The sequence below is a fragment of the Thalassotalea euphylliae genome (assembly GCF_003390335.1).
GTDB lineage: Bacteria > Pseudomonadota > Gammaproteobacteria > Enterobacterales > Alteromonadaceae > Thalassotalea_F > Thalassotalea_F euphylliae_B.
The window spans coordinates 1,880,355-1,902,774 of the sequence record NZ_QUOU01000001.1 but is presented as its reverse complement, the minus strand read 5'-3'; the positions used below and the strand labels follow the sequence as shown (position 1 = coordinate 1,902,774).

Annotated in this window: 19 protein-coding genes and 5 tRNA genes; 7 read left to right on the top strand and 17 right to left on the bottom strand. The window is 44.4% G+C overall.

Annotation, left to right across the window (positions count from 1 at the left end):
* Position 1: 1 nt before the first annotated feature.
* The 8 genes from cheD to DXX93_RS08315 all read right to left on the bottom strand — a co-directional run bounded on the left by cheD (position 2) and on the right by DXX93_RS08315 (position 8,482).
* Positions 2–664 (bottom strand): chemoreceptor glutamine deamidase CheD, encoded by a 663-nt coding sequence (gene cheD / locus DXX93_RS08350; protein ID WP_116007701.1) that lies wholly within the window; start codon positions 662–664, stop codon positions 2–4.
* Between the two features lie 37 nt (positions 665–701).
* A complete protein-coding gene (locus DXX93_RS08345) occupies positions 702–1,547 on the bottom strand; it encodes a CheR family methyltransferase (protein ID WP_116007700.1) in 846 nt (281 codons plus the stop codon).
* A gap of 9 nt (positions 1,548–1,556) precedes the next feature.
* Positions 1,557–4,400: a methyl-accepting chemotaxis protein gene (locus tag DXX93_RS08340; RefSeq protein ID WP_116009886.1), complete on the bottom strand. Its 2,844-nt coding sequence runs from the start codon at positions 4,398–4,400 to the stop codon at positions 1,557–1,559.
* Positions 4,401–4,512: 112 nt separating this feature from the next.
* Positions 4,513–4,995: a chemotaxis protein CheW gene (locus tag DXX93_RS08335; protein ID WP_116007699.1), complete on the bottom strand. Its 483-nt coding sequence runs from the start codon at positions 4,993–4,995 to the stop codon at positions 4,513–4,515.
* Positions 4,996–5,043: 48 nt separating this feature from the next.
* A complete protein-coding gene (locus tag DXX93_RS08330; RefSeq protein ID WP_116007698.1) occupies positions 5,044–5,568 on the bottom strand; it encodes a chemotaxis protein CheW in 525 nt (174 codons plus the stop codon).
* The gene (locus DXX93_RS08325) at positions 5,568–7,805 is read right to left on the bottom strand and encodes a chemotaxis protein CheA (RefSeq protein WP_116007697.1); all 2,238 of its coding nucleotides are present in this window, start codon (positions 7,803–7,805) and stop codon (positions 5,568–5,570) included. The genes DXX93_RS08330 and DXX93_RS08325 overlap by 1 nt, the downstream gene beginning before the upstream one ends.
* 6 nt (positions 7,806–7,811) lie before the next feature.
* Positions 7,812–8,174, bottom strand: coding sequence for a response regulator (locus DXX93_RS08320; RefSeq protein WP_116007696.1), 363 nt, complete (start codon positions 8,172–8,174; stop codon positions 7,812–7,814).
* A gap of 32 nt (positions 8,175–8,206) precedes the next feature.
* Positions 8,207–8,482, bottom strand: a complete 276-nt coding sequence (locus DXX93_RS08315; protein WP_116007695.1) for an STAS domain-containing protein — start codon at positions 8,480–8,482, stop codon at positions 8,207–8,209.
* 609 nt (positions 8,483–9,091) lie between these two features.
* Between DXX93_RS08315 and DXX93_RS08310 the strand changes: the two genes are divergently transcribed.
* From DXX93_RS08310 to DXX93_RS08295, 4 genes are all read left to right on the top strand, one after another.
* Positions 9,092–9,997 carry a sel1 repeat family protein gene (locus DXX93_RS08310; protein WP_116007694.1) on the top strand — a complete coding sequence of 302 codons (906 nt, stop codon included), beginning with the start codon at positions 9,092–9,094 and terminating at the stop codon, positions 9,995–9,997.
* 164 nt (positions 9,998–10,161) lie between these two features.
* Positions 10,162–10,722, top strand: coding sequence for a septation protein A (locus DXX93_RS08305; protein ID WP_116007693.1), 561 nt, complete (start codon positions 10,162–10,164; stop codon positions 10,720–10,722).
* 55 nt (positions 10,723–10,777) lie between these two features.
* Positions 10,778–11,080: a YciI family protein gene (locus tag DXX93_RS08300; protein ID WP_116007692.1), complete on the top strand. Its 303-nt coding sequence runs from the start codon at positions 10,778–10,780 to the stop codon at positions 11,078–11,080.
* A gap of 35 nt (positions 11,081–11,115) precedes the next feature.
* Positions 11,116–11,514 carry a lysozyme inhibitor LprI family protein gene (locus DXX93_RS08295; protein WP_116007691.1) on the top strand — a complete coding sequence of 133 codons (399 nt, stop codon included), beginning with the start codon at positions 11,116–11,118 and terminating at the stop codon, positions 11,512–11,514.
* Positions 11,515–11,668: 154 nt separating this feature from the next.
* Here the strand turns inward: DXX93_RS08295 and DXX93_RS08290 are convergent, their stop codons facing one another.
* Positions 11,669–12,727 carry an AI-2E family transporter gene (locus tag DXX93_RS08290; protein WP_116007690.1) on the bottom strand — a complete coding sequence of 353 codons (1,059 nt, stop codon included), beginning with the start codon at positions 12,725–12,727 and terminating at the stop codon, positions 11,669–11,671.
* A 133-nt stretch (positions 12,728–12,860) separates the two neighbouring features.
* Between DXX93_RS08290 and DXX93_RS08285 the strand changes: the two genes are divergently transcribed.
* Positions 12,861–13,748 (top strand): TIGR01777 family oxidoreductase, encoded by an 888-nt coding sequence (locus DXX93_RS08285; RefSeq protein WP_116007689.1) that lies wholly within the window; start codon positions 12,861–12,863, stop codon positions 13,746–13,748.
* 116 nt (positions 13,749–13,864) lie between these two features.
* Here DXX93_RS08285 and DXX93_RS08280 read toward each other — a convergent pair whose 3' ends face one another.
* Positions 13,865–16,369: an ABC transporter permease gene (locus DXX93_RS08280; RefSeq protein WP_258872627.1), complete on the bottom strand. Its 2,505-nt coding sequence runs from the start codon at positions 16,367–16,369 to the stop codon at positions 13,865–13,867.
* Entirely contained in the window at positions 16,362–17,150 is a 789-nt protein-coding gene (locus DXX93_RS08275; RefSeq protein WP_116007688.1) for an ABC transporter ATP-binding protein, read from the bottom strand. The genes DXX93_RS08280 and DXX93_RS08275 overlap by 8 nt, the downstream gene beginning before the upstream one ends.
* Here DXX93_RS08275 and DXX93_RS08270 point away from each other — a divergent pair.
* Both DXX93_RS08270 and DXX93_RS08265 read left to right on the top strand, forming a co-directional pair.
* Positions 17,149–17,802 (top strand): arylesterase, encoded by a 654-nt coding sequence (locus tag DXX93_RS08270; protein ID WP_116009884.1) that lies wholly within the window; start codon positions 17,149–17,151, stop codon positions 17,800–17,802. The two genes, DXX93_RS08275 and DXX93_RS08270, sit on opposite strands and share 2 nt — an antisense overlap.
* On the top strand, positions 17,802–19,370 hold the full coding sequence (locus DXX93_RS08265; protein WP_116007687.1) for a cation:proton antiporter family protein: 1,569 nt from the start codon (positions 17,802–17,804) through the stop codon (positions 19,368–19,370). The genes DXX93_RS08270 and DXX93_RS08265 overlap by 1 nt, the downstream gene beginning before the upstream one ends.
* Before the next feature lie 122 nt (positions 19,371–19,492).
* Here the strand turns inward: DXX93_RS08265 and DXX93_RS08260 are convergent, their stop codons facing one another.
* The 6 genes from DXX93_RS08260 to DXX93_RS08230 form a co-directional block, all read right to left on the bottom strand.
* On the bottom strand, positions 19,493–20,662 hold the full coding sequence (locus tag DXX93_RS08260; protein ID WP_116007686.1) for a hydroxymethylglutaryl-CoA reductase: 1,170 nt from the start codon (positions 20,660–20,662) through the stop codon (positions 19,493–19,495).
* A gap of 631 nt (positions 20,663–21,293) precedes the next feature.
* Positions 21,294–21,369 (bottom strand) — tRNA-Glu (locus tag DXX93_RS08250).
* 222 nt (positions 21,370–21,591) lie between these two features.
* Positions 21,592–21,667, bottom strand: a tRNA-Glu gene (locus DXX93_RS08245).
* Between the two features lie 222 nt (positions 21,668–21,889).
* Positions 21,890–21,965 (bottom strand) — tRNA-Glu (locus DXX93_RS08240).
* A gap of 222 nt (positions 21,966–22,187) precedes the next feature.
* A tRNA-Glu gene (locus DXX93_RS08235) sits at positions 22,188–22,263 on the bottom strand.
* Between the two features lie 61 nt (positions 22,264–22,324).
* Positions 22,325–22,400: transfer RNA gene (locus DXX93_RS08230), tRNA-Ala, on the bottom strand.
* Positions 22,401–22,420: the final 20 nt, after the last annotated feature.

The following is a 22,420-nucleotide window of genomic DNA, read 5'->3' as shown; positions in this document are numbered from 1 at the left end:
GTTAAAACAACTCAACATCACCTTCAACTGATTCATGGTCAATGCGAGTGCGGTAGTCGCGCTCGCGTTGCGCAATCGTATCATTGTGTAAATTATCCAAGAGCTTGACAAATGCACGCCCTGTTATCGGATCAAAAATGACTTTCCTTGGGTAAATCGAACCGACATCGTGTTTAACCACCTCAATGCGCTCAATACTCAAATAGTTGAAGACAAATGCCGTGTTACGCTCTCCTATATCTGACATCTTTTTCAGTACTTTACCGCCGCCAAATACTTTGGCGCGTAAGTTGCGACGTTGGGCGCCATGCTTGAGCAAAGTATTGATTAAATGCTCCATCGCAAAGTTGCCATAGCGAGTTGCATCTGATGCTAGTCCGCGCTGTCCCCAATCCACTTCATGCGCATTTTTGTCTGTTGCAGGCAGCATAAAATGATTCATGCCCCCCACTTTCGTGCGCTCATCCCAAATGCAAGCCGAAATACATGACCCAAGTGTTGTTGAAATGAGGATCGGATCGGATGTCATATAAAACTCGCCCGGTAAAATCTTCGCGACAACCGTGTCGCGTTGCTTATCCCAATAGTGGTTAACATGCTTAAAGTCAGGTGCACAGCGCGCTAAGGCTGACTTTACTGCAATTTGTTCCTGCCTAGTTACCATTCCTGTTTTATTAACTCTCTATACACTAATCGCCAAGCTATACTGGCTTTCTAAAAATTGTGCGCCCAACATTTTCAAAATAACGCTGGTACTCACCAAGGTTTTCGCTGTGACCAAGCATCAATAAGCCACCTGGGGCGAGCATATCGTAATAGCGGGCAAACAAATCTTGCTGCGTTGCCTTATCAAAGTAAATAATCACGTTACGACAGAAAATAACGTCAAACGGCCCACTCATCGGCCACTCGTGTAACAAATTAAGCTGCTTAAACGTGACGAGCGAACGAATGTCGTCAGTGACTTTGACTTTACTCGCGTTTGCCCCCGTGCCTTTTTTAAAATATCGCTGCTGAATCGACTGAGTCAGCCCCTCAATGCGGTTAGTGGTATACACCCCTTGATCTGCTGTCGCGAGCACATTGCTGTCGATATCTGTCGCAAGAATCTTGACATCCCAACGGTTTAACACATGTGAAAAGCTCTGATGCGTTGTAATCGCCAGACTGTAGGGCTCTTCTCCAGTTGAACTCGCGCTCGACCACAACCTTATACGTTTAGTATCACGGCGCTCATCAAGCAGCTTGGGAAATTCATGCTCCGTTAAATAGTCAAAATGATGTTGCTCTCGGTAAAAGCTGGTCAAGTTGGTGGTGATTGCATTGATAAAGTAGGTTTTCTCCTGCTCTGGCTGCGATCTTAATAGGTCGCAATAAGCATCAAAGTCCGCTAGCTTGCGCTCACGAATAACTCGCGTTAAGCGCCGATAAACCATTTCTCGCTTAGCTTCACCGAGCACGATTCCCGCGGCGTTATAAACATACTCACAAATAAACTTAAAATTTTTGCTGCTTAGCTGGTAAGCAGCTTCCCGTACCTCACTCATGCGCGCGCCCTAAAACTCTTCCCATTCATCATCGGCAAGTGTTCTTGGCCGAGCTTGATTGCGTGGTTTCGGCACGACGGCTCTTGGTGTGCGTGTAGCAAATCCTGCGCTACTGGGCGCCACAGCTGGCATGGTTTGCTGCGCTTGGCCATCATCGAAAAATGCAACCTGCTCAAGCAGCATTTGTGATTGTTCTTCCATTGACTTACTTGAAGCGGCAGCTTCTTCCACTAACGCCGCATTTTGCTGGGTCATTTCATCCATCTGACTAACAGCAGCACTAACTTCACTAATGCCTGCCGATTGCTCTTTGCCTGCATTATCAATATCGCTCAGCATAGCACCGACTTCTTCAATCGCCTTAATCAGTTGCTCAAAGGTTTGCCCGGTTTCGTCAACAAGCTTAGTGCCTAATCCAACCGCATCGACACTGTCGTTAATCAACCCTTTGATTTCTTTGGCTGCGCCCGCTGAACGTTGTGCCAAGTTTCTCACCTCAGCAGCGACAACGGCAAAGCCGCGGCCTTGTTCTCCAGCGCGAGCTGCCTCAACCGCAGCATTAAGCGCGAGTAAGTTCGTTTGAAACGCTATTTCATCAATTACGCCAATAATATCGGCAATCTTTTTGCTGGATTTATTGATATCGCTCATCGCTGTAATGGCATTACTGACCACTTCGCCACCGCTTTTCGCTTTATCGACAACCGACGCCGAGAGCTTACTTGCATTGGTGGCATTGTCGGCATTTTGCTGAACCGTACTGGTTAACTGCTCCATCGCTGACGCCGTTTCTTCCAAGCTTGATGCTTGAGACTCCGTGCGATGGCTAAGCTCATTATTGCCTGTCGCAAGTTCTCTCGCCGAATCGAATACTGTCGTCGAGGCTAGGTGAATTTCTTTAACCATGCCAGATAAATTACCAATCGATTCATTCATGGCATTGGCTAACGCGAGAAATTCGCCATCGTAATCACCGTTCATCGATTTGGTTAAATTACCTCGTGCGAGTGCTTCGGCAACGTTAATCGCTTCCTTGATAGGCTCAATAATGGTATCCATTAAGCCGTTAATGCTATCGCCCAAATTGCGCATAAACCCTTGGTAGTTGCCAGTTTCAATGCGCGTTTCAAGTCGCCCTTGAATTGCCGCATTAATTAACCCTTCAACTTGCCCTTGTGCATCTTTTTGCTCGGTTAAATCGAGCCACTGCACCGCATTGCCCACGTGGTTACCATGCTCGTCTTTTAACGCAATGGCAATTAGCTCAAACACTAACCCTGCAACTGAGATTTCCGTGGTGTATGGCATGTTTGCCACGTTGCCTAACAAGTTCTGTTGGTGAGCTGGGTTTTTGTGAAAAATATCGAAATTAGTGCCGACAATATTGTCGATACTAAATGATGGAAACACTTGTCGTAGCTCTTGCTCACGGCGAGCCAGCATTTTGATCACAGACGGGTTAGCATAAACGATATTGCCTTCTAAATCCGCCATCATTAGATTAGTCGTCATCCCCTCTACCGCGGAGCTCAAGCGACCGACTTCAAGCGCCTTATCGCGGGCTTGAGTCACGTCATGCCATTCAAGTGCATTGCCAATGTAGTTTCCGCTTGCATCATTGATCGCAGTGACATTCAATTCAAAGGTTAAGTGCTCGATGTGAATATCTGTTTTCCATGGCAAATTCGACGGGTCTTGCAGCAATTGACGCTGATGTTCAGGGTTGACGTGAAAGCCATCAATACACGCACCAATTAATGCCGACTCGTCAGCGCTAAAGCCCGGCCATTTTTTGGCAAATGTTGCCTCATGACGCTTGAGCAGGTCTAACGTTGCTCGGTTGGCATAGGTAATGTTGAAGTCGCGATCAATAAACATACTTGGCGTACTAGATTGGTCAACCGCGCCCTGCAATTGCACGGCTTTGTTTTCTTGTGCACGGGCATCAGTCACATCTTGCCACTCTAGTGAGTTACCTATGTACTCGCCGCTTGCGTCATTGATGGCAGTGACATTCAGCTCTATGGTCAAGTGCTCAATGTGAATATCGGTTTTCCATGGCAGATTGTTGGGATCAGACAACAACGCTCTTTGATGCGCTGGATCAACATGAAATATATCAATGCAGCTACCGACAATCTGTGTTTTTTCCGCAACAAATTCCGGCCATTTCCGCTGAAATACTTGCTCGTGTTTTTGTAATAACAACATTGTTGCTTCGTTAACATAAGTTACAACAAAGTCGCGATCAATCATCATAAATGCCGTTGAAGACTGATCTAATGCCCCCTGCAAACGCACAGCTAAATCGTTGCTTTGTTTGATTGGCTTATCCATAGATGCCTCTTTTTGCCCGTTTTTGTTTTGCCCAGTAATTTTTGTCGCCGCGTTATTTCCCGATAAATCAGAGTTAACACTGCTATTCGCCTTTTTGTGTTGGCTTTGGCGATTTGCCACTAATAACGTTACTAAAGACTTTGCAACCGCTTGCCAAGCGCGTTTTGCCGCCACAGTAAATGACTTTGCCAAACACGCTTCAATGCTGGTTAATACCAGCTGAGACAGTTGCTGATAATCCTCTTCATCATCTAGGTGGTAGAGTGGTTGACGCTCACTGTTCATCAAGGCGGCGATATACGAGGCTGCAGCCTCTGGTACCGCTAACTCAATGATCAGCCGATCAAAATGAGTAATTAAGGTTTTACCTTCGGCACCTTTACAAAGTGGTACCAACTTTTTGAGATTAGAATTTTCTGCCAAAAGCGTCGCAAAAGTCTCAAGGCCAACCGTGTCGGCTTTTGGCCTTGCTTTTGCCCAACTTTCTTGAACGCTTGCTATCTGCTTTGGTGTCATCGCTTTGCCCAAGTTACACCGAATTTACTGACAACTCATAATGCAAGTTGTCCCGATATCAAGATGTTAATAACGACGCCTTCACGTTGTTTGAAGGCTTATGAACGTTTTACTATGTGAGTGCTTTTGTCGGAGCATCCTGCCCGTCGACACTGAATAGCTCGTCTTCGTTGAGTAACGTTGCCGTATCTAACAAGATAATGAGCTTTTCCTCAATTGCGGCTAGCCCTTTTAAAAAGCTATTATCGAGCTTATTGCCGAGTGCTGGGGGTTTGCGCACATTGGCCAAATCAAATTTGTACACTTCTGAGACGGCATCAACAATAATGCCGACGACCATCGGCTTGGCCGGATCACGACTGCGCAAAATAATCGTCACCGTTTTATCGTCGTAGTCCAAAGGCTCCAAACCAAAGCGTTGCCGCAAATCAACAATCGGGATGATGACACCGCGCAGATTAATGACCCCCTTGAGGTAATCTGGTTTATCAGGTAATTCAGTGACCGTTGATAATACTCTGATTTCCTGCACGCAAAGGATATCGACACCAAACTCTTCGCCACTGAGCACAAAAGTTAAATATTCTTGTTCCATTAACTTATTACCAACTTTTTCTTGCCAATTTTCTTGATTTCATAACATTTAACCAATGCGATGCGCTTCGATACGTTGTAATTCAGCAACTGATAGCAGTGTAATTACCCCCTCACCAACATTGACTAAACCATCAACATAGTGATGTGGAATAACGCCGCCGAGTGTCGGCGCTGCTTTAATTTCATTTTCTTCCGCGTTTAACACATCTGAAACAGCATCAACCACAAAGCCGATGGTTCGGCTGTGTTCAGCTGATTCGTAGCTCAGTACAATAACAACCGTGGTTTCGGTATAGACAGGGCGACCAATGCCAAATTTCAGGCGCAAATCAATGATCGGCACAATCACGCCGCGCATATTGATCACACCTTTCACGTAGTCAGGTGAATTTGGAATACGCGTTGGTTTTTCCCAGCTTCTGATTTCTTCAACGCAAAGTATGTCAACGGCATACTCTTCTTGCGCTAATTGGAAGGTTAAGTATTGTTCGCCACTGGTAATAAAGTCTATACCCTCAAGCGAGTATTCGCCTTCAACAGGAATATCTTTAGCAAGAGCTTGAATATCCATTAACTGATTGCTCCTTCAAGCCCTTGAGAATAACGTGCGATACGCTCAGCTTGTTTGTCTGCGGCAATTTTTTGCGCCATGGTGATGATGCCCGGGATGTCCAGAATCATGGCAACTGAGCCGTCACCTAATATCGTCGCACCAGAGATACCTGAAACGTCTTGGTAGTTGTCTTTTAAGCTTTTAATCACCACTTGCTGTTGAGCAAGTAAATCATCGACCATTAACCCTACTTTCTGGCCATCTGCCTCAACCACAACCATCAATGCATTCTCAACTGCTTGATGTGCTGCTGGTAAGTTAAATAGTTCAAAAATAGGAATCACAGGAACATTGTCCTCACGTAAGCGATAAAGCACCATATCACCCGAGACGCGATTAATTTGTTCCTGCTTTATTTGCAGCGATTCGACAATGGTGATCAATGGGATGACAAAAACCTCATCGCCCACTTTGACTAATTGCCCGTCTAATATCGCCAGTGTCAGCGGTAAATACACTTTGAATGTACTGCCTTCACCAGGCACCGAGTCCACTTGTATACGGCCACCGAGCGCTTGAATGTTCTTCTTAACAACATCCATACCCACGCCGCGTCCTGAAATATCGCTAACCGCTTTCGCTGTTGAGAAGCCCGGCTCGAAAATAAGGTCGAAAACTTGTTGATCGCTCAGCGATGCATTCGCGTCAATCAAACCTTTTTCAAGCGCTTTGTTAAATACGGCTTCGCGGTTAATGCCACCGCCGTTATCTTTGATTTCGATAACGATACTGCCACCTTGATGGTAGGCATCTAACCAAATCGTACCTTGCTCAGATTTTCCCGCCGCTAAACGCTTCTCTGCGGGTTCAATACCATGGTCAACCGCATTGCGAACTAAATGAACAAGTGGATCGCCAATTTGCTCCATCACCGTTTTGTCTAGTTCAGTGTTTTCCCCGTTGATGATGAGCTCAATATCCTTGCCGGTTTTTTTCGCTAAATCGTGAATTAAACGCGGGAAGCGGTTAAATGCAAAACTAATTGGCAGCATACGAATGCGCATCACACTTTCTTGCAGCTCTTTCGTGTTTTGCAATAACTGTTCAAGGCCAGCGGTGAGTTTTTCCACTTTTGAAAGGTCAAAGTCGTTGCCTAATTCCGAGAGCATACTTTGTGTGATGACTAACTCACCGACCAAGTTAATCAAGCTATCAACTTTATCAACGCCAACGCGAATAGAGCCGGCATCACCTTTACCCTTCGCCGCTGGTTTAGCTGTAGCTTTGCTTTCAGCAGCTTTTGCTGGTTTTTCGTTAACAGTGGCAGGAGCAACTGTTGGCGCCGTTACTGGCGCCGTTACTGGCGCTGAAGCTTGCTCGCTAGCGGCGTTTGCTTGGTCTAGCTCATTATTCGTTGCAGCTTCAGCTTGCTCAGGGCTGTTTGTTTGCTCAAGGCTGTCTAGTTGTTCAGGACTGTTAGCTTGTTCAGGGCTTTCTATCTGTTCAGGACTGTCAGCTTGCTCTGGAGGAGTGCTAGGTGTGTCATCCGATAACAGATGAATATCCAACTGACATTCATCCTCTACCCACTCGAATACTTCGCGGATATCAGCTTCTGTCGCATCTTCCGACATCAACGTTAGCTGCCAATGAATGTATAGCTCTTCAACATCTATTTCGGTAAGCGAAGGCAGTTGCTCTGTTTTGGCGAGTACGATTAACTCGCCCAAATCTTCCAAGGCATTAAATAGCAATAAAGGATCATTACCGGTTTGCACTAAGTGATGCTCTGGAATAAAAGTAATTTGCCAAATTTTACCCAGTAACATAGGTTCATTATCCAAGGCACTACCTTGGCCAGAACCGTCGCTACTGCTGGCGAGTAAAAATGAAAGTCGCTCTGACGTTTCCTCAATTGAAGTCGGATCGTAGTCATCGTCGTTTTGAATGGCTTCAATCATTAAGCGCATACAATCAACTGATGCGAGCAGTACTTCAACTTCTTCGTTGTTTATTTCCCGTCGACCATCGCGCATTTCATCCAACAAAGTTTCAACTAAGTGAGTAAAATCCGTTACGTGACCAAAGCCGAAAGTACCAGCACCTCCCTTGATAGAGTGCGCGGCACGAAAAATAGAATTGATGGTTTCATCATCGCCTTGCTCTAAATTGAGCAAGCTTGATTCCATTAACTCTAAACCTTCAAAACTTTCCTCAAGAAAAGTTGGGATAAATTGCGAGAGATCTAAGCTCATAATAATTTACCGAATAACGCGTTTAATCGTAGCTAACAACTTTTCAGGATTAAAAGGTTTGACTAACCACCCAGTTGCACCCGCAGCTTTACCGCGCTGTTTCATATCAACAGAGCTTTCCGTTGTTAACATTAAAATCGGTGTAAATTTGAAGCTTGGTAATTTTCGTAATTCTTGGCATAGCGTAATGCCATCCATAATCGGCATGTTGACGTCGGTAATTACTAAATCAATGTTGGTCGACTGCCCTTTGGTCAAGCCTTCTTGACCGTTCGCCGCTTCCACGGTTTCGTATCCCGCAGCCTTTAACGTGAAACTCACCATGTCACGAATTGAATTAGAATCATCAACTACAAGCACTTTGGCCATGTTCTTATTTCCTTTTTAATTTGATCGTTGCATCAAGCATTGACGTACTGCAAAAGAATTGAGTCTTTAATGCCCAATTTCTCAACGCCCTCTTTGATAATTGGCGTTGAACATTGCCAGTCAATACTCTTATGAATTGAAGTTAAGTAGGTCACCATAGATAGAATAAGCTGAACGCCAATGGTATCGATCTTTTCCACAGCAGAATCATCAATTTCGATACTGTCATGATTCTCAGCATAGTCCATTAGCAGTTGTTTAAATTCTTCTGCTTTGGCTATGGTTATTTCAGCAGGTAATTTGAACATGTGTTTCCTTGATTAAGTAAATACTACAACTAGCGTTTATTTATCTTTCGACCATAAACCTTGTTTACTTGGTTTGCACTAAGCAACACAAATATTCGCGCTGCGCATGTTATATGCTTTTCAACAATAAATCAGCAAAAACAAAGGTAAATCTGCATCAAGTAAGCCATTGTTAGTACTCGTCTGACCAACAATTCATCAGCTACTAAAAATTTCTCAGCTAGAACACGCATTAATAAAGCTAAACCAAGAACGAAGCCCTATCTGTAACTATTTGTTAACCCAACCGATATTGACATAGCAGTAAAGGTTTCGCCTTCTCGTTAACACTATAGGCGATGTTGCCAGACACGCAAGGACACCAACACCTAACCTCAATTTTTGCTAGACAATTGGCAACCAATTAGCAACAAAGAACGCTTAACAAATGGTGGCCTGGCTATTATCCCATCAAAACCCAAGCGCTATTGGCAGTTAATATGCGCGAGTCGCACATAACGATGTCCACAATAGATGATCAAATCGCGTTATTTTAAGTAGGGAAATTGATTTCAAAAATACAAATCATTAAGGTAGCTATAACATCAATACATAACACCGAAATCATTTATGTCATCTGACAATTTTAAAGCGCCAAGCCAAGTGTTTCGTTGGTTTGAAAAAATGAAAGCCAACTACGAAAATACGGTAAATGCGGTACTGGAAAAGTTTGAAGCGCAAAGCGAAAAACAACAAGAGCGAATCGATCAAAGTCATCAAGCGCACCTTGCTAACCTAAAAAGTGCACATCAAGCACAGCAAGCGCAAAGCCAAGCAACCATAGCGCAATTACAGGCTGATATTAGCTACTTCAAGCAACAAATTTCCCAGCAACAACACACAATTGATCAATTAAATGCCCGCTACGATGCGGTGATGACAACCTTTTTAGCGCAGAAGAAACGCGATATTGATATCAAAGCTGTCTTTGATGACGAAATAGACGAAGCGCCATTGGGAGTCTCTTCTGAATTAGACAGTCATCTTAGTAGTCAAGTGTCTGAGGTAAAATTTGCAAGTGAAGACACCCATCAAGAATTAGCGCATACTCCACTGGCAGCAGCGGCCGATGAATCGACGACAAGCAACAATAGCTATGCCGATACCGAACAGATCACGCCCGTGCCAGCAACGCCAACAGCTTCAATTGATTCAAATGAGCCAAATGAACAAGATGAAGAACTTGCACTTAGATTGTACGACGAGGCCGTAAGTAGCCGTGAAAATGGTGAGCCAGAGCAAGCGATTGCCTTGTTCAAAGAAGCGGCTAAACTGGGATGTGTTAAGTCTAGAGGCGCGCTTGGCCGTGCCTATTTCCTTGCCGAAGGTGTCGAAGAAGATGAAGCGTTAGGACTTGCTTGGCTGATCAGTGCCGCAGAATTAGGGCTGCCACAAGCAATCAAACGCGTTGAGTATTTTAAAGAATCTGATGACGCACTTTATCAGCAAGCACTGATACTGAAAGATGCGATATAACACTCACAACATACAAATGATATGTAAAATCAATAACTAATATTTGCTTATACCGAAATACTAACGCAATAAACGAAAAATGATATTCGCCAGCAGAGAATTCATTGGCTATGAAAAAGGCTTTCGGTAAAATAGCAAGCAAACTAGATTAAAACCCAATATTTATGCAAGCTCTGTTCGAATACGTACCTCTCGTTCTTTTCTTCGTCGTTTATAAGTTCTACGACATTTACATGGCCACAGGTGTACTGATTGTTGGCTCTTTACTACATATTCTGTACTTCGTTGTCACCAAACAAAAAGTACCAACAAAAAACTGGGTGATTTTCGGCCTCATCGCTGGCTTTGGTGGCCTGACAATATTTCTGCAAGACGATACTTTCTTGAAATGGAAAGTGACCATAGTTAACGGTATTTTTGCTGTCGCATTGTTAGTCAGCAACTATGTGTTCAAGAAAAATTTAATCAAGCAGCTAATGTCAGAAGCGCTAGAGCTACCAGAGAAAATTTGGGACAAGCTTAATTTAAGCTGGGCAGGCTTTTTTGCTTTTTGCGGTGCACTAAATATTTATATCGCATTTAACTTCAGTCAAGAAATTTGGGTTAACTTCAAAGTGTTTGGTCTCATGGGACTGACCTTTGCGTTTACCATTGGCACAATTGTTTCCGTGCACAAGCACTTACCTCAAGAAGAAGTCACACCTAACACCAAAAATAAAGATTAACCGCGACTAAAAAGAAACCTAATTAAAAAAATCTAAACAAAGAGAAATCAAGATGATGTACTACATGATTTACAGTGAAGATGTAGCCAATAGCCTGCCACTGAGAATGACCGTTCGCGCCGACCATTTAGCGCGCTTAAAAGCGTTGCAAGACGAAGGACGCCTGTTAGTTGCGGGTCCTTGCCCTGCCATTGACAGCGAAGATCCGGGCGAAGCAGGTTTTACGGGGTCGCTCGTTGTCGCTAAATTCAATAACTTGACCGAAGCACAAGCCTGGGCAGATGCAGACCCGTATATCGACGCCGGTGTTTATGCCAAAGTGGTCGTTAAGCCATACAAGAAAGTGTTACCGGCATAACAAAAAACAAAGTTTTAGGTAAATCGGTTAACGTTATGAAGCAAACTTATTTGGCTCTTTTACTGATGGCACTTACCACCGCGGCCATGGACGGGCAAGCAAAGTCACTAAACCAGTGTGACAATATTAGCGATGACATCGCCCATTCTCGCTGTTTAGACGGTGTCAAAGAAGCGGTAGATCGCGAATTGCAAACTTGGATCAACAACCAAGTCTTTGTACTAGAAGAAAGAGCGATGAAAACAGGGCGTAAATCGGCACTTAATATGTTTAAGCGCGCCAACAGCGATTTTATCAAATATCGAGAAAACAATTGTCGCTGGCAATATTTAGCGATATCGCCGGCAAGTAGTGCCAGTACAGCCTATAAAACGTGCTATATCAACCTAAGTAAATCGCGTATAACCGAGCTTAGTAAGTTAAATAGCGAGTAACTGATATTTCTTTGTCCCTTAAATAATTAAAAGCGCGAAATATAATAATATTTCGCGCTTTTTTGTTTAGGCTTAGTTTAGGCGGAGACTTTAGCCAGTGACACTCAACCGTATTTAGTACTCAGCCTTCAATCACAAATGTTAAGCACTTATTCTATTTTGCGGTATTGTGAAACCGCTCGACATCTTCATCGCTAGACAATAACACCGCAAACCAACGGCCTTCTTCGGAGCTTTCCAGTCCAATTTTAATAATCATAGTCAACGGAACCGACAACAACATGCCAACCGTGCCAAACAACCAGCCCCAAAATATCAAGGATAAGAAAACCACTAAGGTTGATAAGCCCAAGCCACGCCCCATGTAGCGCGGTTCAATGACATTCCCCATGATGGTATTAATAACCATGTAGCCCAAACCGATACCACCAGCCGCCGCAGGGCCTATTTGCAGCACAGCGAGCGACATCGCTGGCACTGCCGCGATGATAGAGCCAATATTGGGAATATAATTCAACAAAAATGCTAACACGCCCCAGAGTAAAAAGAAGTCCAAACCGATGATCCAAAGCATCAGCGAGACCAGCACACCAGTACCAATACTGACCACAGTCTTGATAGCGAGATAATGGTTTACCGATTGTAAAAAGCGATCAATTTGGCTCAAGCGCATTTCTGGGTCATCAAGCGCATAGTGCAATTTTTTCGGTAGCGACGACGCTTCAAACAACATAAATATCACAGTAATGATAATCAGGAATAAATTCGCCATCACACCGCCAAGGCCACTCAGCATATCGGCTGCTAACCCCATTGCGGCGCCTGGGTCAAAATATTCAATTAACACAGCTGATGAAATCGCAATGTTGTATTCAGCGAGTTTATTCGTTACCCACGTAAACTCTTCGTTTAACTGCGCGCGATATTGCGGTAACTGTTGCGACAATTCATTAAGAGAATTTCCCACTAAACCAGCAATGGACAGGGCTACCCCTAAGAAAAGTGCAATCACAAGCGTTACTGATATCCCTTTGGGCACTCGATATTCACTTGCCTTGGCAACTAGCGGATTGCAAATCACCGCAATAAACACGGATAACAAAAAAGGCACCAGTATATTGGTCGCAGTTTTTAAGCCTGCCAGCACAACAAATACCGCAGCAATAACCACTAGCCCTTTTAATATCCCTGTCGAAGTTTCACTCAATCCCATATCAGTCTCAGCAATCTATATTTACTGGCGAACATATTGAAAGTTAGCTAGATAAAAAGCAATGATTTTATTTGTTTAGCTAAACTCCATCAAAGCGGCTATCGTAATAAAACAAAAAGCAGAAAGAGCACACATGAAAATATTCCTTACCGGCGGAACGGGCCTGATTGGTCAAGCATTTATCAAGCAATTTGCTGATAAACATAGCTTTGTTGTGTTGACCCGCAACATCGAAAAAGCACCGGCATTCAAGAACGTTACCTATATTGATTCACTAAAAGGTGTGGATAACCTAGACGAGTTTGATGCTGTGATTAACCTGCAAGGTGAACCGATTTTCGGCAAACGCTGGAATGCTTATCAAAAACAAAAACTTATCCAAAGTCGTGTAACGGTAACCCAACAATTAGTGGTATTGATTAACAACAGCACTAACCCTCCTAGCGTTTTGCTCTCAGGTTCAGCTATTGGCTATTACGGCCGCCAAACCGATGAGCACATTGACGAGGAATTTTCATCACCCTACCAAGAGTTTAGCCATCAATTGTGCAAGGAGTGGGAAAACGCCGCACGTAAAGTAACCACAGACACTCGTGTCTGCTTACTGAGAACGGGTATCGTATTAAGTGATAAAGGCGGCGCGCTCGCACAAATGGCACCGCCGTTTAAGTTCGGATTAGGAGCAGTTATCGCTGGAGGACAGCAGCAAATGTCTTGGATACACATTGATGATATGACGTCAGCGATGGATTTCCTGTTAACGACTGAGCAAATAAAAGGCGTCGTTAACTTTACCGCGCCAAATCCAGTGACTAACCGGGTCTTTAGTGATGCACTCGCAAAGGCTTATCGCAAACCAAGGCTAATGTGCATGCCAGCGTTTGTCGTCAATGCAATGTTTGGTGAAGTCGCCGAATTGCTGGTCTATGGTCAGCATGTTGTACCAGCGAGATTACTTAACGCAGGCTACCAATTTCACTACTCAGAGCTGCAGCCAGCACTAAAAAACTTGATTCCTTAGTACAGTACAGCATGCGACTCAATGAGGTTTAAGCTAGCGAAAAGAAGCTGTAGACTTCGCGGTAACTGGCTCGCTCTTACTTGATTTGTACAATCAAAAAAGAGCGAGCCTTGTCGCTACATCGTTCGGCGGATCAAGGTGACACTCGACATATTGAGTAATCGCCAGCAGCTAAGCATACCGACAGTGCCAACAAACGCAGCACCAGCAGCAATACCAACGCCCCAGTAACTAAAATGAAAGCTAGGTGACATATCAAATACTTGGGTTTGGATGACAAATACCGCCGCCTCCATGGCGATACCAGCCATTAGCCCCGCCACGATACCTAAGCAAACAAATTCTAAGAGTACGCTGTTGCGCAATAAACTACCTTTAGCACCTAAGGTTCTTAATATGGCGATTTCACGCTCTCGCTCTTCCATACTCGCTTGTACTTGGGCAATTAATACCAAAGAGCCTGCAATAACCACCATCACCAGAATAAACTCAACGGCAATGGATACTTGGTCTATCACCGTACGCAGCTGCTTGATCAAGGCACCGACATCAATCATTGAAATGGTCGGATAATCTGCCAAGAAGCGATTAAATATTTGCTCTTTTTCTGGCTCAACATAGTGCGACGAAATATAAGTCGCTGGGAAATCTTGCAACACATATTGGTTAAAGATCATAAAGAAGTTCGGCTGTAACGATTGCCAATCAACTTCGCGCACACTCGTCACCTTCGCTTTAAAGTCTTCGCTACCGAGCTGGAAAGTCAGCGTATCGCCGACTTTGACGTCGAGTCGCTCGGCAACACCTTGCTCAATCGACACTTGAGGGTTTTGATCGTCAGCGCTAAACCATTCACCATCAATTAACACATTGCTCGGTGGTAATTCATTGCGCCAAGTCAGGTTAAGCTCTCGGCCAACGCCGCGACGTTGTTGCTCTGCATCTGGGTCTTCTTCTTTAGTCACTTGCTTGGTGACCGAATCTTCATTGATGGCAATTAAACGACCGCGCACAACAGGATATAATCCACTGCCGGGGATTTGTTGCTCATCCATAAACTGATTAACGCGATCAACTTGTGTTTGGCTAATGTTAACCAAAAAGCGATTAGCGGTATCTTTCGGTAGCTGTGCTTGCCACTCATTGATTAGATCAGTGCGTACCACCACGATCAGCAATAACAGCTTAATAGCGATGGTAAAACTGACGAGCTGTACGCTATTCTCTTTCGCTCGGCGTTTAAGGTTAGCAAACGCCAAGTGCAGTGCTTTACCAGATTTACTGCCAGCACTGCGCCCTAAACTGACAAAGACTTGCCCCAGTACCAGTAGAATAATCGACACCAGCACCCCACCCGCAAGCAACACAATACTCATCAATGCGTTTTGGCTGAATAAATAAAGCAATAAGTACAAGGCAACAACAGCCGGAATGAGTTGCAGCCAATGGAAAGTATCATGTTTAAAGCCGCGAATAACCGCCAGTGGTTTCACGGAAACCAGCTGCATCAGCGGCGCAATGGCAAACGCAATGGCACAAAGTAAGCCTGTCGCTATCGCGATCAACAAAGGGCGCGCCATTGACACGGCAACTTCCACTTCCAAGTAGCCCTTCATGGCATTTAGGCCGATTTGCTGTAAACCATAGCCAATAACCAAACCTACGCCAATCGATAGCGCGCTTAATAACCCCCAATGCAGGCAATATAGCTTAGTAATGTGGCTTTGACTTGCTCCCATCGCCTTAAACACGGCGACCATAGGCTGATGACGTTGGCCATAGCGACGACTAGCAACCGCGACAGCAACTGCGGCGAGTACAATGCCTAACATACTCGCCAGCGATAAATATTGTTCAGCTCGGGTCAATGATGAGGCCAACGCAGATCTGCTCGATTTAATGCCATACCAGCGCATGGTTTCATTAACTTGCGGCTCAATCCACTCTTCGAAATCGTCGATTTGTGAGGGTGTACCAGCGAACAGTACCTTGTAAGTTAAGCGGCTGCCTGGCTGAATTAACTCAGTTTTTGCCATATCCGCAACGTTCATCAGCACGACCGGGCCTGAGGTAAAGACACTAAAAGATGCATCGGGTATTTGCGTGGCAACGCCAGCAATAATCAGCTCTGCCAAGCCAACTTCAATCGTATCGCCAATGCTCACACCGAGTACATTCAGCAACTTTTGCTCGGCCCATACTTCGCCTACCGCAGGCCCTTGCTGGGCAGTCACATGACCTTGCGCGTCTCTGACCAACAGCTCACCCTTTAGTGGGTAGGCTTCGCCAACGGCTTCTAATTGCGCTAATTGTAAGGTGTCATTGGCAAACACCATTGACCCCATTTCAAGCTTGAGTGCCGAGCGCAACCCAATCTCATTACTCTTTACAAAGACTTCTTCCGCAATCGGCCTTGGTGAGTCAAGCACGCGGTCAGCCGCAATAAAGGTGGAGCTTTTACTAAGAATGGCGGCCTGAATTTGGTGAGAAAACCCCGACAGTGAAAAGACCGTGGCAACAGCTAATACGATGGCTAAAAAAATGATGCTCAGTTCGCCACGTCTTAACTCGTGTTTAAGCAAACGCAGCGATTGGTTAATCCACATATTAGTGCTACTCATTAACGGTTCTCTTAATGGTATTTTCATCACTGCTGTTATTTGCCTGAGTCGTTAAATTATCGACGCTGGCAATCGCATCTTGTGCCGACTCGGTAGGCTTATCTGCAATAATACGGCCGCTATCAACGATCACCTTGCGGTGACAACGCTCAGCAAGCTTTTCATCGTGAGTGACGAGAATCAATGTCGTCCCGTTTTGTTTATTGAGATCAAAGAGTAGCTCAGTGATGTGTAAGCCCGTTTTACTGTCAAGATTACCAGTCGGTTCATCCGCGAACAAAATATCCGGCTGGGTAATAAAAGCACGAGCAATAGCGACACGTTGCTGTTCACCGCCTGACATTTGTGATGGAAAGTGATTGACGCGCTCCGCTAAGTCCACTTGTGCCAAGAGCGTTTTTGCGCGCTGCTCAGCATTGGGCATATTGGCAAGCTCGGCGGGTAGCATCACGTTTTCAAGCGCCGTTAGGCTATTCACCAATAAAAATTGTTGGAAAATAAAGCCTACATGTTTAGCTCTTACCGCACTGCGCGCCTCTTCGTCCATAGTGTGTAGGGTGTTACCCATTAGCTCAATACGGCCACTTGAAGGCAGGTCTAAACCTGCCAGTAAAGACAACAGCGTTGTTTTACCAGAGCCAGACGCACCAACAATGGCTAAGGTTTCCCCTGCGCTAACCGCTAGATTTATGTCGGATAATAAGTCTAAAATATGATTTTCCAATGTCACCGACTTAGCTAAGTCGCTGACCTTTAAAATAATGTCGGATTCTAACTTCATGTTTAAAAGCGCTTTTAAAGTATTAATGGTGTCACTGTTACTATCGCAAAGTTTCAGTGTGCTTGCTAATTCTCGTATTTTATTACTCGGTGATAGCCTCAGCGCAAGTTACGGAATGAAACAAGACGAAGGCTGGGTTTACCTGCTGAATCAACAACTAAAAACGAATAATGCAGGTTACCAGATCATCAATGCTAGCATAAGCGGTGAGACCACAGCAGGCGGTTTATCTCGTCTACCGGGAATTCTATCGAAAGAAAGTGTCGATTATTTACTGATCGAATTGGGCGGAAACGACGGCTTACGCGGCTTCCCTCCCAAGTTAATTAAGAATAATTTGTTACAAATTATCGACCTAGCCAAGCAAAAGAACATCAAGGTTTTTCTTATGAACGTGAGAATTCCGCCCAATTACGGCCCTCGCTACAACAAAATGTTTGGTCAAGTGTTTACTGACGTCTCAGCAAAAGCAGAAGTTGAACTACTGCCCTTTTTTCTGAATACCATCGCCATTCACCCAGAATTAATGCAAAACGATGGCATTCACCCCAATATTGAAGCGCAACCTAAAATTGTTGAAGTGATGGCAAAACAACTGGCCACTATTATCAAACCAGAATCAAACCTTAATCAAACCAAAGTGAGTAACTAATGGAATTTATCTGGGTATTATTTGCATTTTTCTGTGGCCTTGGCGCTAAATTAATCTCGCTCCCCCCTTCTATCGGCTACTTGGTGGCTGGCTTTGTCCTTCACTTTATGGGCTTTGAAGCTGATAGTTATTTAGAAACACTGGCAGATCTGGGTATTACCTTGATGCTGTTCACCATTGGCTTAAAACTCAACGTGAAGGATTTGATCAAGCCAGAAGTATGGGGCGGCGCAATGTCTCATACCGCGTTGTGGTTGGTTAGCACGGTTGTGATGATCAAACTCATTGCCCTTGCTGGTCTGTCTTATTTTGCTGTGCTAGAGCTTGAAGTTGCACTACTTATCGCCTTCGCGCTTAGCTTTAGCAGTACCGTGTGTATTGTCAAGTTACTGGAAGAACAGGGGGAAATGCGTACCCGCCACGGTAAACTGGCCGTTGGTATTCTAGTCATGCAAGACGTAGTAGCGGTCGCTTTTCTGGTGGTCGCAACAGGTAAAATGCCGAGTATTTGGGCGCTAGGCTTATTAGCGCTATTTATCATCAAGCCACTCGTTAACAAAATCATCACCTCTGTCGGCCATGGGGAATTAATTCCCTTAACCGGCTTCTTCCTCGCGTTAGGTAGTTATGAGTTATTTGAAGCCGTGAGCATTAAGGGTGATTTAGGCGCGTTAATTGTTGGTATGTTGTTGGCGAGTCACCCGAAAGCCAGTGAAATCAACAAAGCATTATTGAACTTTAAAGACTTATTCCTGATTGGCTTTTTCTTGCTTATCGGTTTTACCGCCCTGCCAACGTGGGAAATGCTGGGTATTGCCTTGCTGATCTGTTTAATGCTGCCAATTAAGTTTGGCCTGTTTTACGCGTTATTGAGCCTGTTAAAACTCAAAGCAAGACCCGCGTTTTTATCCGCTATGCTGCTCACTAATTTCAGTGAATTTGGTTTGATCGTTGCCGCACTGAGTGTTGAAAATTCATGGTTAGATAAGGAATGGCTGGTTATTCTCGCGCTCGCGGTTTCGCTGTCATTCGTACTAACGAATGTGGTCTATCGCTTCTCTGAACGACTATTCGCCAGATACAAGCCGACGTTAACTCAGTTAGAGCGAAGTCAACGTTTACCACAAGATATTTTTGACCAACCATGTGACTCGCCCGTCGTTGTCGTCGGTTTAGGTCGAGTTGGCATGGGTGCATACCAAGCGCTTGAGCAGCAAGTCGGCAATAAAGTTTGGGGGCTAGACGCCGATCAAAGTAAAGTTGCTTGGTTAAAATCGACAGGTGCACAAGCGTTTTACGGTGACGCCGAGTCTCGCGATTTTTGGGAAACATTAGATCTTGAGCGACTCAAACTTGTTATGATCGCTGTGCCTTCTGTGCAAGACGTTATTAACATTACAACACAGTTAAAAGCGGTAAATTACGCTGGACAAATTGCCGCGATAGCACGTTTTGACGATGAACGAGAGCAACTGCAAGCGTTGGGTATTGATAAAGTCTTTAACTTTTATAATGAAGCCGGTGTTGGTTTCGCCGAAGAAAGTTTAGCTATGCTGCAACCTGCCTAGAGGCTTAGGCTAGTAAAAAATAGATTACAAAACAGTAGTCACAAAAAAGCAGATAGTCGTTCACGCGGCTATCTGCTTTTTTAACGCTAATCAAAAGCTACAAGGTGTGTCACTATATCTGACTAACGGTTACGTCCTAACTGATCATGGCTACTTACCCAGTGACCCGAAATAACCGCTGATTTCAATGAAATGTCACCCGCTAATACAGTTGCTGCGACAATTTCAGCAAACTTGTTGGCTTTGTCTTTACCAACACAACCCAACATTTGCAGGCATTCGTTTTGAGTTGGTAACCCCGTACCACCACCAAACGTTGCGACGATCAATGAAGGCAGTGTGACTGAGAGGTATAGATCACCATTGTCTAACAACTGATGAGACAATAGACCTGCATGCGATTCAACAACGTTAGCCTCATCTTGGCCTGTGGCGATAAACAAAGAGGCAATACCATTGGCAGAATGTGGACCGTTATACGCGGCATTTGCCATCATAGCCCCCGTATTTGCCATCACACAGCCATCTGCAAATTGCTTAGTACTGACTTTCATCAACTTTTTTAGCACTTCGTCTTTAATTACAATCTCAGCAATAACACGTCGGCCACGTGAATGAAGCATATTTAAATGCGAGTGCTTTTTATCAGTATCCATATTACCTGATAACAAGTAGCGACACTCGAAAGGCGCATTGGCAATAATCCACTCACACGCTGCTAATGTCGCTTTACCTACCATGTTTTGGCCGGCGGCATCCCCTGTTGTAAAGTTAAAGCGCAAGTAGCGGAATCTTGAAATTGACCACTGTTGAATCTTCTCCAACTTACCAACAGAAGTCGTTGTTTCCGCCACTTCCTTAATGGTTTCGAAGTTTTCGTCAACCCACTCACCAAAAGCTCTGGCTTCACGCGCACTGTCAAAAATAAACGCTGGGGCGCGCTGCATAAAGCCTTCAACCACCGTAGTTTTGACACCGCCGCACTCATTTAACAAACGCATACCACGGCTATAACTTGCGACTAACGTACCCTCTGTTGTTGCTAACGGTATGTAAAACTCACCTTGCGCATATTCGCCATCTATTTGAACAGGCCCTGCGACACCGACAGGCATTTGTACAACACCGATAAAGTTCTCAATATTGCCTGGTAGCACATCTGTACCGATACTGTAATTGCCAGTATGCTCCAAAGTAGCACCGGTTTGCTGATGTATAAAATCGCGACGAACTTGTGCCATTTCATCTGTGTAATCATTTTCTGAACTACGAGGAATTTTCTTATCTACCATGTTACCTTCCGTTGCTTTACGTGTTGATTAACAGCATTAGGTTGCTGTGATTTTCTCCTCCATAGAGCCGCACTTATGCACTTCCTCTACGAAGCAAAATAGCCAGTGCCGAACAAGCACTTGAGTAAATACTCTATTCATTACCTTAGCGAGCTAAAATAACTCGTACAAGTGATTTTTTTTCGGCCAAAGTTATTCACTTGTTTGTTTACCCTACCAAAGATATAGAATAAAGTAAGTGAATTTTGTGACACCTATATGACCGTCTCAAATCGCTTAACCACTAGTGACTTTACTCGTCAACCAGTTAGATTTTGATAAATAAGGCTTTTATTGTCAGTAGGTAGATCTTGCAAGTGCTTTTTAAGACTGACCAATCTTCATTATAGATAAAGTAAATATAAGGGTTGTAATTGTCTTTACTGATAAGCATGTCATTATCAGCGCCTGAGCCTAAAAGAGAGATTTGATTGCACAGACAGAGGCCAATGGCTAGCAGGCGATGGTTTGCGAATAATAGATAGCGCACAATATCAGGTAGATATTGAGCAAAGAGAGCGACAACACTCGTTGAAGCCAAACGTAAATGGCAGACATAAAAAAACCGACTTGCGTCGGTTTTTTTAATTAGTGGCATCCCGTAGGGGATTCGAACCCCTGTTACCGCCGTGAAAGGGCGGTGTCCTAGGCCTCTAGACGAACGGGACACTGAAATCGCTTAACAAGTTGTGCTGATACACTTTGTTAATTCAGCGCTTGTTACTATTTACCTTTCAAGAAAAATAACCTTCTCTTTTAATAGCAACCGCTTAGAAATTTTTTAGTTAACACTACGCTAATTATCATTAGCCTAATGCTCACTTGGTCAACTGCCTGACCTAGAAGGCAGCCCCCTTTTCCCCTTGTCTTGAAACAAGCAGGAAAAAATGTGGCATCCCGTAGGGGATTCGAACCCCTGTTACCGCCGTGAAAGGGCGGTGTCCTAGGCCTCTAGACGAACGGGACACTGAAATCGTTTAACAAATTGTGCTAACACACTTTGTTAATTCAGCGCTTGTTACTATTTACCTTTCAAGAAAAGTACCCTTCTCTTTTAATAGCAACCGCTTAGAAACTTTTTAGTTAACACTACGCTAATTATCATTAGCCTAATGCTCACTTGGTCAACTGCCTGACCTAGAAGGCAGCTCCCTTTTCCCCTCGTCTTAAAACAAGCAGGAAATAATGTGGCATCCCGTAGGGGATTCGAACCCCTGTTACCGCCGTGAAAGGGCGGTGTCCTAGGCCTCTAGACGAACGGGACACTGAAATCGTTTAACAAATTGTGCTGATACATTTTGTTAATTCAGCGCTTGTTACTATTTACCTTTCAAGAAAAGTAACCTTCTCTTTTAATAGCAACCGCTTAGAAACTTTTTAGTTAACATTAAACCGATTTTCACTAGCCTAATGCTCACTTGGTCAACTGCCTGACCTAGAAGGCAGCTCCCTTTTCCCCTTATCTTAAAACAAGCAGGAAAGAATGTGGCATCCCGTAGGGGATTCGAACCCCTGTTACCGCCGTGAAAGGGCGGTGTCCTAGGCCTCTAGACGAACGGGACACTGTTCATGCTCGTAACCTTTATCTTAAAAGACACCTTTAGTTACCAACACTCTAGAAAATGGTGGAGCTATGCGGGTTCGAACCGCAGACCTCTTCGCTGCCAGCGAAGCGCTCTCCCAGCTGAGCTATAGCCCCAGTTTTAGCTAGGTGGTTAA